Here is a 14,378-nt window from a genome sequence, read left to right on the forward strand (position 1 = left end):
GTTAGTTATTTAGGCTTATGTAGATGCTTGCTTCATTATTGCTTTCACTCACTGTGGCTCAGCCTTTTCAGTTAGGTACTAATCTGCCAATTAACGCACCACACAACGCAATTACGCATGTTGAATGTATTTTCAAGCAAATCAATGTGCCATTTCACTTGCAGAAGTTACCTTGGTTAAGGGCCAAAAGGGAAGTGCAGCTAAATCGTCTCGATGGTTACTTTACCGCTAACCTGTTATCGCAAATGCAAGAGTATGGTGAGCTTTCTGCCCCGATGTTTTTAGAAAACTGGTACTGGTTTACCCATGCAGATTCAGCTTCAATAGCTGAACACGATCTTCGTTATGGCGTCGTAAGAGGGAGTCATCAGGCTGATTGGTATCAATTAACCAATCGGAAAATTGAAGTCGAAGTTAACACCACCCAAGAGCTTATCAAAGTGTTCAAAAAACAGCGGGTAGATAGAATCTTGCTTGATTTAGAAGAGTTTGAGTTCAATGCTGTGCAGTTACAGATAAAGCCAGATGAATACACGCAAACATTCTATCGTTATGTGCCTTTGGGTTTATTTGCAGCAAATAAAACACTCGAGGAGTTTCCTGACTTTTTAAATGCCTTCAACAGTCACATAAGTAGTTGCTCACAAAGTCCCTTTGTATTGTCAAAAATTGAAAAACTTACTTTAGTGCAAGGGCTTTTAGAAAAAATACAGCAATTAGCGAATTCAGAACAGGTGCAGCAAGCAGTAATTAAAAATAATCAGCAACCACTCGCGCAGCAAGATCTCGAACAGCTTGATCATCAGTGGGCGCAACAAGTCCGTGACAATACACCTATACTGGCAGAGCGCTTCTTAAAACTTGAAGGTTCACAATTCTTACAAGTATGGCAAAAGCAAATGCAAGGCGTCATTACAGAAATAATTGTCACCGATAAACAAGGTAAAAATGTCTATATTAGTGAAGTCACAACTGACTATTGGCAGGGTGATGAAGCCAAATTTTTAAATATGTACCAGCAAGATGATGACTATCACATTGATACAGTGGAATTCGATGAGTCGACTAAACACTTTCAGGTGCAGTTTAGCGTGCCCATATTTGATAAGCAAAATCAGCACATGGGAGTGCTGATTTTAGGTGTAGATATCGAAAAAGCGCTCTCTAAATAATGCGCTTGGTTATTGATTGTTTTTGGGCGCTTTGCGAATGACCTTCTTTTCGGCTTCATCGAGCTTAATCACATAGGCATTACCGCCAATGCCTTTAAACTCTTCGTCTGTAAAAACAATTGTGTTGTCATCGTAAAAAGTGATTGCTTCTTTTTGTGTAACAATACCTAAGTCAATACGTGATACATCCCCTGAAAAAAACTTATCGCCTTGGTAGTTTTCAAAAAGCCAAATGCTGGTTGAATCTAGTAAAACTAACTTGGTTCTATCAGGACTAAGGGCCGCAGAAGTGATCCAACAAAGTTTTTCCATTGTGGTGCAAGTTTGAAACGAATCTATTAATTGTGCATCAAAGTTAGCCGCATGATCGCCAACTTTATACACTTTTGTAATACCATCAAATGGCTCAGTGCGATTCTTAGTAAATAAGTAGAGGTGTCGGCCAAGTGCTACAAAGGCTTCTAAATCAAAATTACGTTGTTCTGGTTGAATAGGGCTGCCATCCATTTCAGGGTAAGTGAACTTGATTATCTCTGCTTCTGTAGTGTTACTTTTAATATCGATTGGGTTTTCTATTTTATAAATGGTTAACCATTTTCTGTCGTTTTTGTTATTGCCAAAGTCCCCTAAAAAGAAGTGACCAAATTTGTTTTGTGTCATATCTTCCCAGTCAATGTTTTTAGCATTGGTTACCAAAATTTCTTTTGCTATAGAGCCATCTTCATTAAGACGGTATAGTTTTGGCTGGTCACCGCTGTCATTAATAGCCCAAAGTCGATTGAACTTATCAAATTCAATACCAGAGATTTCTCTCAGTTTTGGGTCCACAGTTAAACGTTTTTTGCTGTAAAGGGTATAAATAGAAGAGCCAACCAGTATTCCAATGATGGTGACTGACAAGATAAAAACTGTAAGTAAGCTTTTTTTTAACATTAACAAGGGAGTGGCTTTGAATAATGTGTTTAGTATAACTTACTAAAGTGGTTGCTGTATATTCCAAACCCCTGTTCCAGTAACAGACATAAAGTTAATGTTATCTTGCAATACTTTATGGCCAACATTAACAGACGACTCAGGGTGGCTCACTAGGTAGCCTTGAACACTGTTTATGCCCATCGATTTAACTAATTCAAATTGAGCGAGTTCTTCAACTCCTTCGGCGACAACTTTAAGGCCGAGTTTTCGGCCAAGCTCGCTGACAGAGTGCATGATTTCATTATATTTAAGGTTATCGTTAGCTTGTGCAACAAACAGTTTATCAAGTTTGATCACATCTACAGGTAAATCTGCAAGAGTACTTAACGAGCTAAAACCGGTACCAAAATCATCAATCGCAATGGTGATCCCTTCGCTTCTGAGTTTTTCTAATGATTGAATAATCTTGTTGCTTGCTTTGATTAAGGTTGATTCGGTTATTTCTAGCATCAGCGCTTTTGCAGGCAGCCCTGTTTTGGCAAGCTTCTCCATGACCCACTCATAAATATCGTAATGTTTTAATTGCACGCCGGATATATTCACAGAAATAGACACTTTCTTCATCCCCGCATTATACCAAGCAGACATTTGCCTACATGATTCCAGCATGATCCAATCACCAAGTTCTAGTATCAGATTAGACTCTTCAGCAATGGGGATAAACTCGTCAGGCGTGATTGAGCCTTCAACAGGGTGATCCCAGCGAACTAATGCTTCAAAGTAGTCAATGGCACAATCATCTACATGTACAATAGGTTGAAAAGACAAATGAAAACTGCTGCTAGCAATAGCAAGACGCATTTCTTCTAGCAAGTAATGATAGCGCCTAATCTTTTTACCCATTTCAGGAGAATAGACTTTAAAAATTCCACGACCATCTGTTTTGGCTCGATACATGGCAACATCAGCCATTTGCAGTAATGCTTGTGGGGTGGATGCACTATCTGGGTAAACCGCTATACCTATACTAGCGCTAATTTTGATTAGCTTGTTACCTAAGACAAAATCACGTTCGATTTCGTGCAGTACATTTTGTGCAACCTCTAATGCTTTGTCTTTATCATCTTTTAAGTTAATGAAAATAGAGAACTCATCACCACCAAGGCGTGCTAAGTTTTGTTCTAATTGACTAATTGGGGAAATATTACTTATTTTATGGTGGCGTAAAACACTGCTCAAGCGTGTTGCTACTTGAATTAACACATCGTCACCAAAACTGTGACCAAAAGAGTCATTTACCTGTTTGAACCCATCTAAATCTATAAATAGTAAAGCACAGCTGAATTTATCCATCTCAGCAAGTCTCAATTGTTTGGCAAGGTGTTCTATATAGGCATGTCGGTCAATAAGGTGGGTTAACTTATCTTGATAAATACTAACTTCAGATTCACGTGTGTAATTAGTTATATGGGTTGTAAGCGTTTGAAAATTTACTTGTAACTGTTCAAGTTGTTTATGCTTGTTTAGACCTGATTCACTGGCTAAGTTTAGACTATTGAGTAATTCAATTGCTTTAGTATTGAGCATCTTGAGAGCGTATTTCTCATGATTATTTTGAAATCTTAAGTTAACTAACCAACTGATGGCTAATGCTAACAAGATTAAAATGATAATGTTTACCGGTGAGAATAATGTAGTGAGTATAAGATCCGAAGTCGTAGCGGTTACGACTGACTCATTTGTTGTATTAATAACAATATAAGAAATATTATTATCGTAAACTAAATGCTGGCCACTTAACACGAGGTTATACCAAGGAGCTGTTACCACTGTAACATCTGTACCTTGGAAGGTATGTAGTTCTAAGCCTTTTGGCGCGTACATCAAATCATTGACCTGTTTAGTCAAGAAGATATTTAAGCCATATATAAAAGCTATTAAAGTTATAATACTTATTGATAAAGTTCGAAGAGCATTGGCCATACATTACTACCATTGTGGTGTCTTTGTTTTACAATAAAACCTCACCAGTTAATACATCGAGTATATTGTTTGTATCTAGATTAGACAAAACCTTTCTCATACTTTGGGGCATGGATGAGTATAGAATGTGAAAATTCATAGTTATTAGTGTTAATGCTCTAAAATGTTTTTCTTATGCTAATTAATTGAAGCCTTACTTTTATACTGCATTGTTGCTATTCATCGAGAAAACTTTAGCACTGTTTCCGACAAAAATGCTTAGATACTTTCATACTAATAGTGTTTATGGTTATTGTTTAGCTAAACAATAAGTCACTACTTTGTATTTATTTTATTATCTCTGATGGCTATGTGTGGAATTTATTATTTTTTTGGCTAATTGCTAATTTTTAAATGTTATATAGCAACTTTAGCTGTGGCCTGCTAATTTTATCCGAAACAGGTTTTAAGCTAGCTATTCTTGTGGTCAGAAAAAGTGGTTATAACATTACTGAAAAGCAGCACTGTTAATGCTTTCAGGGATTGGTAGTTCGTTCGAATTTACGCTTTTCTACTTATTGTGTTTGCATATGCACTGAGATAATTTTTAAAAACGTTAATTGGGTAGTGCGGGATTAGCGTCTGGTTTATAAAATTAAATTTGCGTTGCGTTTTATAAGTTTTCCTGTGATAAAAAATTAATAATCAGTCAAAAAATAAAGGTTTTATTACCATCTTGTTTGTTAATTTATTTAACGAGGCTGTACGATGTAAATCTGTTTTGTCTTTTTTTATAAATTGTTGGTAGTGTATTTTTGACGAAAGAAGTAGTGTTTATTTTAGTATGATTGCTCTAACTTTCCACTTCAATTTTATTCACTTTACCCAATCTAAATTGTTATCTACTTTTTTATAAGTTGCGAATGAGGTTGATAAAAAAGGTACTGAAAATAAAGTATATTTTATTATCAACTTGGTTCAGTTATTGCTCGTAATAATACAGCAATATGATTGTTGTAGTTTTTGTGTGTTTTATGCACTATGGTGGTGCGAAAAATATACAGATGCACTGTCATAATGCGTAAATATAGGTTTGATGTACTAGATACGAAATTGATGTTTAGTAAACAAGTTAAGAAACCTGAAACGCACAGCTTCCGCTGAATGAGTCGTTGAATGCGGTACTGTGGCAAGGATTAATTTACCAATTGGTTGAATTGGAGCCCACTATGCTAAGTAAACGTTTTTTTAAAACTAAAGACGAAACAGAAGTTACCTTTGAATTTCAACACCCTGATGCTGATGATGTGCAATTAGTTGCAGAGTTCACAGATTGGCAGCCAGTGCCAATGAAGTTTAATAAAAAAGAACAAGTATTCAAATGCAAGCAGCGCTTACCGCTTGATCAAGAATTTCACTTCCGTTACTTAATCAATGGCGAAACATGGGACAACGATCATCAAGCTGATGGTTATATTCCTAACGGTTTTGGTACTGATAACAGCATTGTTAATACCCAACGCGCTTAGGTGTTTTGATGCAGTCACTTTCGCAGTTATATTACCTGCATGGCATAGGCTATGAATATACTAAATACACTGGTGAGCATGTTATTTTCGGTGAAAGTACACGCATGCAGGCACTTAGTTGTTGTGGTGTAGATACTCAGGATACTGATGCAATTAACCAACTTAATTTTGCATTAGATGCAGGTACATGGCTGAATTTGTTGCCTCATACAAGCATTATTGAGGCACACCACCCAATTTTGAAAGTACGCGTTGATGAGCGTTTATTATCACGCTCATGTACTCTAAGCGTGCCTTCGCTTGATATTCATTTTACTTGTGAAAACTTACAAGGTTTAGCTATTCTTGGTGACTATGGTCTAAACGGTATTCGTTATCTTGAGCTTGCATTGCCAGTTCCTGAAATGCCAATTGGTTATCATGATGCCCTCATTACTGTGGCTGATCAGCAATCTCACAGTCAGCTATGGATCACACCTAAAGAAAGCTTCTCTATTGATGACAAAAAGCGTTTGGGCTTATCCATTCAGCTTTATAGCTTATGCAATGAAGAGGGGTTAGGAATTGGTGACTTCGCTGACTTAACAAAGCTTATTAAAGCAGCCGCGACAAAAAACATGGATTATGTGCTGCTTAATCCACTGCATTTACTGTTTGAACACAGCCCAGAGAGGGCGAGTCCCTATAGTCCAAATAGCCGAGCGTTATTGAACCCGCTGTATATTGCAGTGTCATTATGCGAAGACGCCAAAAATAATAATTCACTTATTAAATTGTTAGCGGATAAACCGCAAACCGATGCGACTTACATTGATTATAGATCAGTTAGTGACTTTAAATATCAAGTGTTTAGCTGTTTATATCAACACTTTTGTGAATTTGGCTCAGCAGAGCGAAAACAGCAGTTCACTCGTTTTTGTGAAACCCATAAACACAGCCTGTCGACCATGTTGGTTGGGGACCGTGATTATGCTAGCTATTTACAATGGCAAGCTCACCTTCAATTAAATATCTGCCAGCAAGCAGCCCGTGACAATGGTATGGCTATTGGCCTTATTAATGACTTAGCCGTTGGTTGTGCAGGTGATGGCAGTGAGTTCAAGAGCCAAAATGAATTATTTGCCGAAAATGCACATGTTGGAGCTCCGCCAGACCCTTGGGCTGAACATGGTCAGAATTGGGGCTTACCGGCACTTAATCCACAAAAGTTAAGTAAAGACAATTTTGCTTTTTATCGCTCACTTATCCGCGCCAATATGGAAGATGTTGGTGGTCTTAGAATTGACCACGTTATGGCGATACGCCGACTTTGGTGGTGTTTTGAAAATAACTCCCAGCAAGATGGTTGTTATGTCTATTATCCCTTTGAACAACTATTAGCAATTCTAAAGATTGAATCTCACCTCAATCAATGTGTGGTGATTGGCGAAGATTTAGGTGTTGTACCTAATGAAGTGCGTGAGGCACTAAAAGCAAGTGCAATCTATTCAAACGGGTTGTTCTACTTTGAAAAGGATCACCAAGGTGAGTTTTTAGCGGCTGAGCATTTTGCTCCTCATAGTCTTTTAATGATAGCCAACCATGACGTACCACCATTCAAAGGCTGGTGGATTGGCCATGATATTACGATTAAACAACAATATGGTTTGCTTGATGATGAGCAAACTCGGGCTCAATTCGATGCGAGAAACATTGAAAAGCATCGTATGCTTAATTTTATCGCACGAGAGTCAAATCAGCATTTATCGTTAGGAACAGATGCCTTTACGGTTTATGAAGCGTTGGCATCCTCATTAGCGGCAGCACCAGCAAAGTTATTTACCATTCAAATAGATGACTTAGATCAGCAAATACTGCCTGTAAATATCCCCGGTACTGATAAAGAGTACCCAAATTGGCGGCGTTTATTGTCGCGCTCAGCGGCGCAGATTATCGAAGCGCAACAGTCATTCTTAGCCAATTTAATTTCGATAAGGAATCAATAATGCGAAGTCGTGTTCGTCAAGAGCAAAGTGCACAACCTGTTATTTATCAAAAACAAATCGATGCATTAGCCAGTGGTTGTTTTAGAGATCCTTTCAGCTTTCTTGGGGCGCATAAAAGTGGCCCTACAAGCTATGAAATTCGTTGCTTTTTGCCTGGCGCAAGCAGTGTTTCGATTCTGCTTGGCGCAGAAAAAATCGTTGCGCAGCAACAAGGTGATAGTCATTTATTTATCGCAAATATCAAATCAAAAACTAAGCCTGACTACCAGCTAGATGTTAGCTATAGCAATGAATTTACTCATCAACAATACGATGAGTACAGCTTTGAAAGCAGTTTAGATGAACAGGCAATGTATCTGTTTAATGAAGGCAGTTTAGAGCATGCGTATCAACATTTTGGTGCACATTTTGTGACTCAACAAGGCATTGATGGTGTTCGCTTTACAGTGTGGGCGCCGAATGCCAGTAGTGTATCGGTTATTGGTGAATTTAACTATTGGCAGCGTAATCGTCATTTTATGCGTTTTCATCCTGCCAGTGGGGTATGGGAGTTATTTATTCCTGGGCTTAAAGAGCATCAATGCTATAAATTTGCTATCACCACTCTAACAGGAGAAGTGCTTGATAAAGCCGATCCATTTGCGTTTAAGATGCAACAAGCACCGGGTACGGCGTCAGTACTACAAAAGCTAAAAACAGGTATTCAGCTTTCTGAAAAGGCGTTAGCAAATCGTGCAAAACGAAACAGTATTGATGCGCCTGTTAGTATATATGAAGTGCATGCGGGTTCTTGGCAAAGACGAGATGATGGCGAGCGCTATCTCACATGGCGTGAACTTGCTGATAATCTTATTCCTTACACAAAAGAGCTCGGTTTTACGCATCTACAATTAATGCCAATCAGCGAGTACCCATTTGATGGTTCTTGGGGTTATCAACCTGTTGGATTGTTTGCCCCGACCAGTCGCTATGGCAGCTTTGAAGATTTTGTTTACTTCGTCGAGCAATGTCACGAAGCCGATATTGGCCTTATTCTTGACTGGGTACCAGGTCATTTCCCAAGTGATCCTCATGGTTTACATCGTTTTGATGGCACCCATCTATACGAACATGCTGATATTAGGCAAGGTTTTCACCCTGATTGGAATACCTATATCTACAATTATGATCGCGCAGAGGTTCGTAGCTTCCTAATTACGAATGCAATGTATTGGCTGCATGAATTTGGCATTGATGGTTTACGCGTGGATGCGGTTGCCTCAATGCTTTATCTAGACTATAGCCGTGAAGAAGGACAGTGGGTTGCCAATCAATACGGTGGCAGAGAAAACTTAGGCGCCATTGAGTGCTTAAAACAAGTCAATATGCGCTGCTATGCAAAAAATCCGGGCATTATGATGGTGGCTGAAGAGTCAACAGCATGGCCGGGTGTTACGCGCCAAGTTGACCATGATGGTTTAGGTTTTGGTTATAAGTGGAACATGGGCTGGATGAACGACAGTTTGCATTATATGCAGCGCGATTCCATTTACCGTTCGCATCACCACCATGAAATGACGTTTTCGATGGTTTACGCCTACAGTGAGAATTACATTCTACCGCTTAGCCACGATGAAGTAGTGCATGGTAAAGGCTCATTAATTGAAAAAATGCCAGGAGACGACTGGCAAAAGTTTGCAAATTTACGTGCATACTATGCCTTTATGTGGGCGCATCCAGGTAAAAAATTATTGTTTATGGGTGCAGAAATCGCCCAGCGTAAAGAGTGGAATCACGACCAATCGCTTGATTGGCATTTACTTGAACATATTAGCCACAGAGGCATGCAGCAAACGATTAAAGATTTAAATGCTGTATACACTAGCACGCCAGCTTTATACGAGCAGGATACCAGCCCTGCGGGTTTTGCGTGGCTTGATAGCAATAATGCTGAGCAAAGTATGTTTAGCTTTATTCGCTATGCAAAAAAAGCTGAAGATTTTGTGGTGGTGATCTGTAATTTAACGCCACAGGTCTATCACGACTACGTGATTGGTGTGCCAAAAGCTGGTACCTATCAAGTTATTTTGAATACCGACAAAGAGGATTATTTTGGTTCCGGCGTTGAAGCAACTAGTCATGCAGAGCAAATAATTGTAAGCCAAGCGAAAGAAAGCCATGGCTTTAATCAAAGCATAAGTGTGTCTTTGCCTGGCCTTGCGACAATTTACCTTAAGAAGGTGAGCGATGAGTCATAGTGTCGAACTAGAAGTCGGTGTGAGCTCGCCTTTAGGGGCGTCTGTTGTTGGTGAGGGCGTAAACTTTGCTGTGTACGCACCACAAGCACAACATATGTCTCTGTGCTTATTTGATAGCAGTGGTCATTCAGAAATTCTCACCCTTGCGATGCATATGAACGAAGGTGGCATCTGGACACTGAAAGTGAGCCCTCTGAAAAGTGGCGCCTTGTATGGCTTTCGCGCTGATGGTGAGTACGCACCCGAAAAAGGACTATTTTTTAATAATCACAAATTGCTGTTAGACCCGTATGCCCGAGATTTGTATGGTGAGTTTACCTGGAGTGAACGTCACTATGGGCAAATGCCTGTAGGAAAGTTAAGTCAGGTTAATAATGCTATTGATATGCCAAAATCACGAGTCCGTGAACTGGCACCTTACACAGGTAAAAAACCGAATCACTGCTGGGGAAAAACGGTTATTTATGAGTGTCATGTGGTTGGTGCAACCTGCCGCCACCCTGAGATCCCAAAACCGTTACAAGGTAAATTTTTAGGTTTAAGCCACCCTAGTTTTATAGAACATTTACGTACTATTGGTGTGACTTGCTTAGAGTTATTACCCGTTCATGCTTTTATCAGTGAGCAGTTTTTAACAGCCAAAGGCTTACAAAACTACTGGGGCTACAACACACTTAATTTCTTTACACCGCATAAAGAGTATCTGGTTAATGATGATATTAGCGAGTTTCAAGAAATGGTGGCGGCGCTTCACAAAGCAGATATCGAAGTAATACTCGATGTGGTTTATAACCACACTGCAGAGGCGGGCACTGATGGACCTATCTTGTCGCTACGTGGCTTAGACAATCTAGGTTACTACCGCACCGTTGCTGATAAACCCCAGCATTATATTAATGATACCGGCTGTGGTAACACCGTAAATATTGATTCGCCTCGCTCTTTACAGCTGGTACTTGATAGCTTGCGTTATTGGGTTGAAGTGATGGGAGTCGATGGCTTTCGTTTTGACTTAGCGACCATTTTAGCGCGTAACCCAAATGGTTTTAATCAGGCCCATGCGTTTTTCCAAGCGATTAATCAAGACCCAGTACTAAGCCAAGTTAAACTGATTGCAGAGCCGTGGGATATTGGCCCAGGTGGATATCAATTAGGGGCTTTTCCTGCGCCTTGGCGTGAATGGAATGATAAGTATCGCGATACGATAAGACGCTTTTGGAAACAAGAGCAGGGCGTAATTGGTGAGCTTGCAAAACGTTTACATGGTTCGTTTGACTTGTTTGAGCATAACCTACGTGGGCCACTTAACAGTATTAACTTTATCACCAGCCATGATGGCTTCACGCTTGCTGATTTAGTCAGCTACGAGCATAAACACAACGAAGCCAATGGTGAGCAAAATCGTGATGGCCACAGTGGCAATCACTCATTCAATTGTGGTGTCGAAGGGTTTACCAACGATCCACAAGTGAGCAAATTACGCTTACAACAACAAAAAAATATGCTGTTAACTTTGTTACTTTCTAAAGGCGTACCTATGCTTTCTTTAGGGAGCGAAATGGCACACTCACAAGGTGGTAACAACAACGCCTATTGTCAAAACAATCGTACAAGCTGGCTTGCATGGAAAGACTCTCAATTCAGTCATCCTCTAACTCGATTTATTGACGATGTACTACGCATTCGCAAGCAGTTCAGCATTTTTAAACACCGCTTTTTTGTTCACGATAATGACCCACGTTATGAAGTCGCGTGGTTCACCGAATCAGGCTCCAATATGCAACAAGACGATTGGCATCAAGGTGATCGCCAAGTGTTGATATACAGCCTGACCGACAAGCATACAAATCAAGCTTTATTGATCATATTAAATGCAGGATCAGAGCCGGTAACTTGCCAACTTCCTAGTTTAGATAAAGGAAAGTGGCAGTTAGCACTGACCAGCATTCATCCTATGTCAGCACAATTTGTTGATAAGGAACACCAGATTGCTGCAATGAGCAGCTGGGTTTTTACCGCCAATTCAGAGGATCTAAATCATGGCTAAAAATGCCGATCAAGTATGTATTGTAAAGGGCTGGCAGGATGCGCCTACAGTTGATGAAAGTACACTAGATGATGACTTATCACGCCATTTTTATTACACCCTTGGGCGTGACAAAGTGGGTAAATCACAGCTGTATTTATACCATGCATTAGCATTAACTATTCGTGACCGATTAGTTGCTCGTTGCCGTGTGACCAAACAGCAAATCCATGAACAAAAACGCCGTAAAACAGCTTACTTATCACTTGAGTTTTTAATGGGGCGTGCTCTTGGTAATGCGATTTTGAACTTAGACTTAGATGAGCAAGTCGCTAAAGCGTTACAAGAATACTGCACAGAGCTTGAGCAAGTTGCTGAGGCTGAGCATGATGCAGGCCTTGGTAATGGTGGCTTAGGGCGCTTAGCTGCATGCTTCTTAGATAGCTGTGCAAGCCTTGCATTACCTGTGGTTGGTTATGGTATTCGCTATGAATACGGCATGTTTAATCAAGCTATTGAAAATGGTCATCAAATTGAACAACCAGATAACTGGCTACGTGAAGGACACCCGTGGGAACTAAGTGCACCTGAGCAATCAAAGCGCGTAAAATTCTTTGGTCATGTTGAAAGTTATACTGATAAATATGGTCGTGAGCACCGTCAATGGCTAGACTCTCATGATGTCTTAGCTGTGCCTTATGATGTGCCAATTCCGGGTTACAAGAATGATATTGTAAATACCTTACGGTTATGGAAATCAGAAGCCACAGACGAATTTGATTTAAGCGAGTTCAATGCGGGTAGTTACTCAGAAGCTGTAGCGCGTAAAAACTTAGCTGAACAAATCACTATGGTACTTTACCCAAATGACAGTAGTGAGAACGGCAAAGAACTGCGTTTACGTCAGCAATACTTCTTATCATCAGCGAGCTTACAAGACATTATTGACACGTGGGTTAGCAAACATGGCGAAGACTTCTCTGATTTTGCTGATTACCATGTTTTTCAATTAAACGATACACATCCAAGTATTGCTGTCGCTGAGCTTATGCGTATTTTGGTTGATGAGTATGAGCTAGATTGGCAAGAAGCTTGGTCTATCACGACTAAGACCATGGCCTATACAAACCACACTTTACTTCCTGAAGCATTAGAGAAGTGGTCAGTATCTTTATTTGCTCGATTATTACCGCGTATTTTAGAAATTATCTACGAAATCAATGCACGTTTCCTCGCTGAAGTGGCTTTAGCATGGCCAGGTGATGTTGAAAAACAACGTGCGCTGTCGCTTATCGAAGAAGGCCCTGAGCCACAAATTCGCATGGCATATTTAGCGATTGTTGGTAGCTATTCGGTGAATGGTGTGGCTGCACTTCACACTGAGCTACTTAAAGCGGGCCTATTCAATGAGTTTTATCAGCTATGGCCAGAGAAGTTTAACAACAAAACCAATGGTGTAACACCTCGTCGTTGGTTAGCACATTGTAATCCTGAGCTGGCTAAACTGCTTAATCAACATATTGGTGATGAATGGGTTGCAGACTTTAGCAAAGTTAGTCAGGTACGTCGTTTATATGACGACCCTAAATTCCATAAACAATGGCAAGCTGTAAAACACAGCAATAAGCAACGCCTTGTTGAGTTAGTGAAAAACCGCTGTGGCGTAGAGTTTGATGCCGAAATGATGTTTGACGTGCAAGTGAAACGTATTCACGAATATAAGCGTCAGCTATTAAACGTATTGCACGTTATTCACCTTTACGACCGTATTCGCCAAGGCGATACAGCAAACATTGTTCCTCGTTGTGTGCTATTGGGCGGCAAAGCTGCACCAGGTTACTACATGGCGAAGAAAATTATTAAATTAATTAATAACGTAGCAGAAGTGATCAACAAAGATCCGCTTGCTAAGCCGTATTTAAGAGTTGCTTTTTTACCTAATTACAACGTGACAGCAATGGAAACTATTTGCCCAGCGACGGATTTATCTGAACAAATTTCTACAGCAGGTAAAGAAGCATCTGGCACAGGTAACATGAAGTTCATGATGAACGGCGCATTGACTATAGGTACGTTAGATGGCGCTAACATCGAAATTCGTGATGCTGTGGGTGCTGACAACTTCTTCTTATTTGGTGCACGTGCAGAGCACATTGATGATATCAAAGCGCACTATAATCCTGAGCAGATTATTCACCAAACTGACAGCCTCTATAAAGTAATGCAATTACTCGAGAGCGGTCACTTTAATTTGTTTGAGCCTAATTTATTTGACGACATTATTGCGGCGATTAAGAGCCCGCACGATCCATGGTTAGTCGCTCATGATTTTGCCAGCTTTGTAGAAGCGCAAGAGCAAGTTGAACAAGCCTACTTAGACACAGCTCACTGGACCAAAATGAGTATTTTGAATACTGCAGCCAGTGGCATGTTTTCGAGCGATAGAACCATTAGTCAATACAGTGAAGATATCTGGCATTTGGAGCCATTACTGGACACTAGTGCACAGCAAAACACACAGAAGAAAAGCAGCTAGCTTAAGACGGAGAGAG

At 40.1% G+C, this 14,378-nt stretch carries 8 protein-coding genes; 6 read left to right on the forward strand and 2 right to left on the reverse strand.

What is annotated here, in order from left to right:
• The first annotated feature begins 23 nt into the window (after positions 1-23).
• Entirely contained in the window at positions 24-1,172 is a 1,149-nt protein-coding gene (locus AUR67_RS03350; RefSeq protein ID WP_058584123.1) for a hypothetical protein, read from the forward strand.
• 9 nt (positions 1,173-1,181) lie between these two features.
• Here the strand turns inward: AUR67_RS03350 and AUR67_RS03355 are convergent, their stop codons facing one another.
• Both AUR67_RS03355 and AUR67_RS03360 read right to left on the reverse strand, forming a co-directional pair.
• Positions 1,182-2,105 carry a hypothetical protein gene (locus AUR67_RS03355; RefSeq protein WP_058584124.1) on the reverse strand — a complete coding sequence of 308 codons (924 nt, stop codon included), beginning with the start codon at positions 2,103-2,105 and terminating at the stop codon, positions 1,182-1,184.
• Positions 2,106-2,147: 42 nt separating this feature from the next.
• The gene (locus tag AUR67_RS03360) at positions 2,148-4,070 is read right to left on the reverse strand and encodes a putative bifunctional diguanylate cyclase/phosphodiesterase (RefSeq protein WP_058584125.1); all 1,923 of its coding nucleotides are present in this window, start codon (positions 4,068-4,070) and stop codon (positions 2,148-2,150) included.
• Positions 4,071-5,278: 1,208 nt separating this feature from the next.
• Here AUR67_RS03360 and AUR67_RS03365 point away from each other — a divergent pair.
• The 5 genes from AUR67_RS03365 to AUR67_RS03385 are packed head-to-tail and all read left to right on the forward strand — an operon-like array spanning position 5,279 to position 14,362.
• A complete protein-coding gene (locus AUR67_RS03365) occupies positions 5,279-5,578 on the forward strand; it encodes an isoamylase early set domain-containing protein (RefSeq protein WP_054562386.1) in 300 nt (99 codons plus the stop codon).
• 8 nt (positions 5,579-5,586) lie between these two features.
• The gene (gene malQ, locus AUR67_RS03370; protein ID WP_058584126.1) at positions 5,587-7,563 is read left to right on the forward strand and encodes a 4-alpha-glucanotransferase; all 1,977 of its coding nucleotides are present in this window, start codon (positions 5,587-5,589) and stop codon (positions 7,561-7,563) included.
• Complete coding sequence (glgB, locus tag AUR67_RS03375) at positions 7,563-9,800, forward strand: 1,4-alpha-glucan branching protein GlgB (RefSeq protein ID WP_058584127.1); 2,238 nt, start codon at positions 7,563-7,565, stop codon at positions 9,798-9,800. Before malQ ends, glgB begins: the two co-directional genes overlap by 1 nt.
• On the forward strand, positions 9,790-11,847 hold the full coding sequence (gene glgX, locus AUR67_RS03380; RefSeq protein WP_058584128.1) for a glycogen debranching protein GlgX: 2,058 nt from the start codon (positions 9,790-9,792) through the stop codon (positions 11,845-11,847). Before glgB ends, glgX begins: the two co-directional genes overlap by 11 nt.
• Entirely contained in the window at positions 11,840-14,362 is a 2,523-nt protein-coding gene (locus AUR67_RS03385; protein ID WP_058584129.1) for a glycogen/starch/alpha-glucan phosphorylase, read from the forward strand. Before glgX ends, AUR67_RS03385 begins: the two co-directional genes overlap by 8 nt.
• The last annotated feature ends 16 nt before the right edge of the window (positions 14,363-14,378 follow it).

The organism is Pseudoalteromonas sp. XI10 (genome assembly GCF_001469895.1).
GTDB lineage: Bacteria > Pseudomonadota > Gammaproteobacteria > Enterobacterales > Alteromonadaceae > Pseudoalteromonas.

Bases quoted from the DNA above. Each gene is read 5' to 3' on its own strand.
- AUR67_RS03365 (WP_054562386.1), top strand. From the start codon at position 5,279: ATGCTAAGTAAACGTTTTTTTAAAACTAAAGACGAAACAGAAGTTACC.
- glgB (WP_058584127.1), top strand. From the start codon at position 7,563: ATGCGAAGTCGTGTTCGTCAAGAGCAAAGTGCACAACCTGTTATTTAT.
- glgX (WP_058584128.1), top strand. From the start codon at position 9,790: ATGAGTCATAGTGTCGAACTAGAAGTCGGTGTGAGCTCGCCTTTAGGG.
- malQ (WP_058584126.1), top strand. From the start codon at position 5,587: ATGCAGTCACTTTCGCAGTTATATTACCTGCATGGCATAGGCTATGAA.
- AUR67_RS03360 (WP_058584125.1), bottom strand. From the start codon at position 4,070: ATGGCCAATGCTCTTCGAACTTTATCAATAAGTATTATAACTTTAATA.
- AUR67_RS03350 (WP_058584123.1), top strand. From the start codon at position 24: ATGCTTGCTTCATTATTGCTTTCACTCACTGTGGCTCAGCCTTTTCAG.
- AUR67_RS03355 (WP_058584124.1), bottom strand. From the start codon at position 2,105: ATGTTAAAAAAAAGCTTACTTACAGTTTTTATCTTGTCAGTCACCATC.
- AUR67_RS03385 (WP_058584129.1), top strand. From the start codon at position 11,840: ATGGCTAAAAATGCCGATCAAGTATGTATTGTAAAGGGCTGGCAGGAT.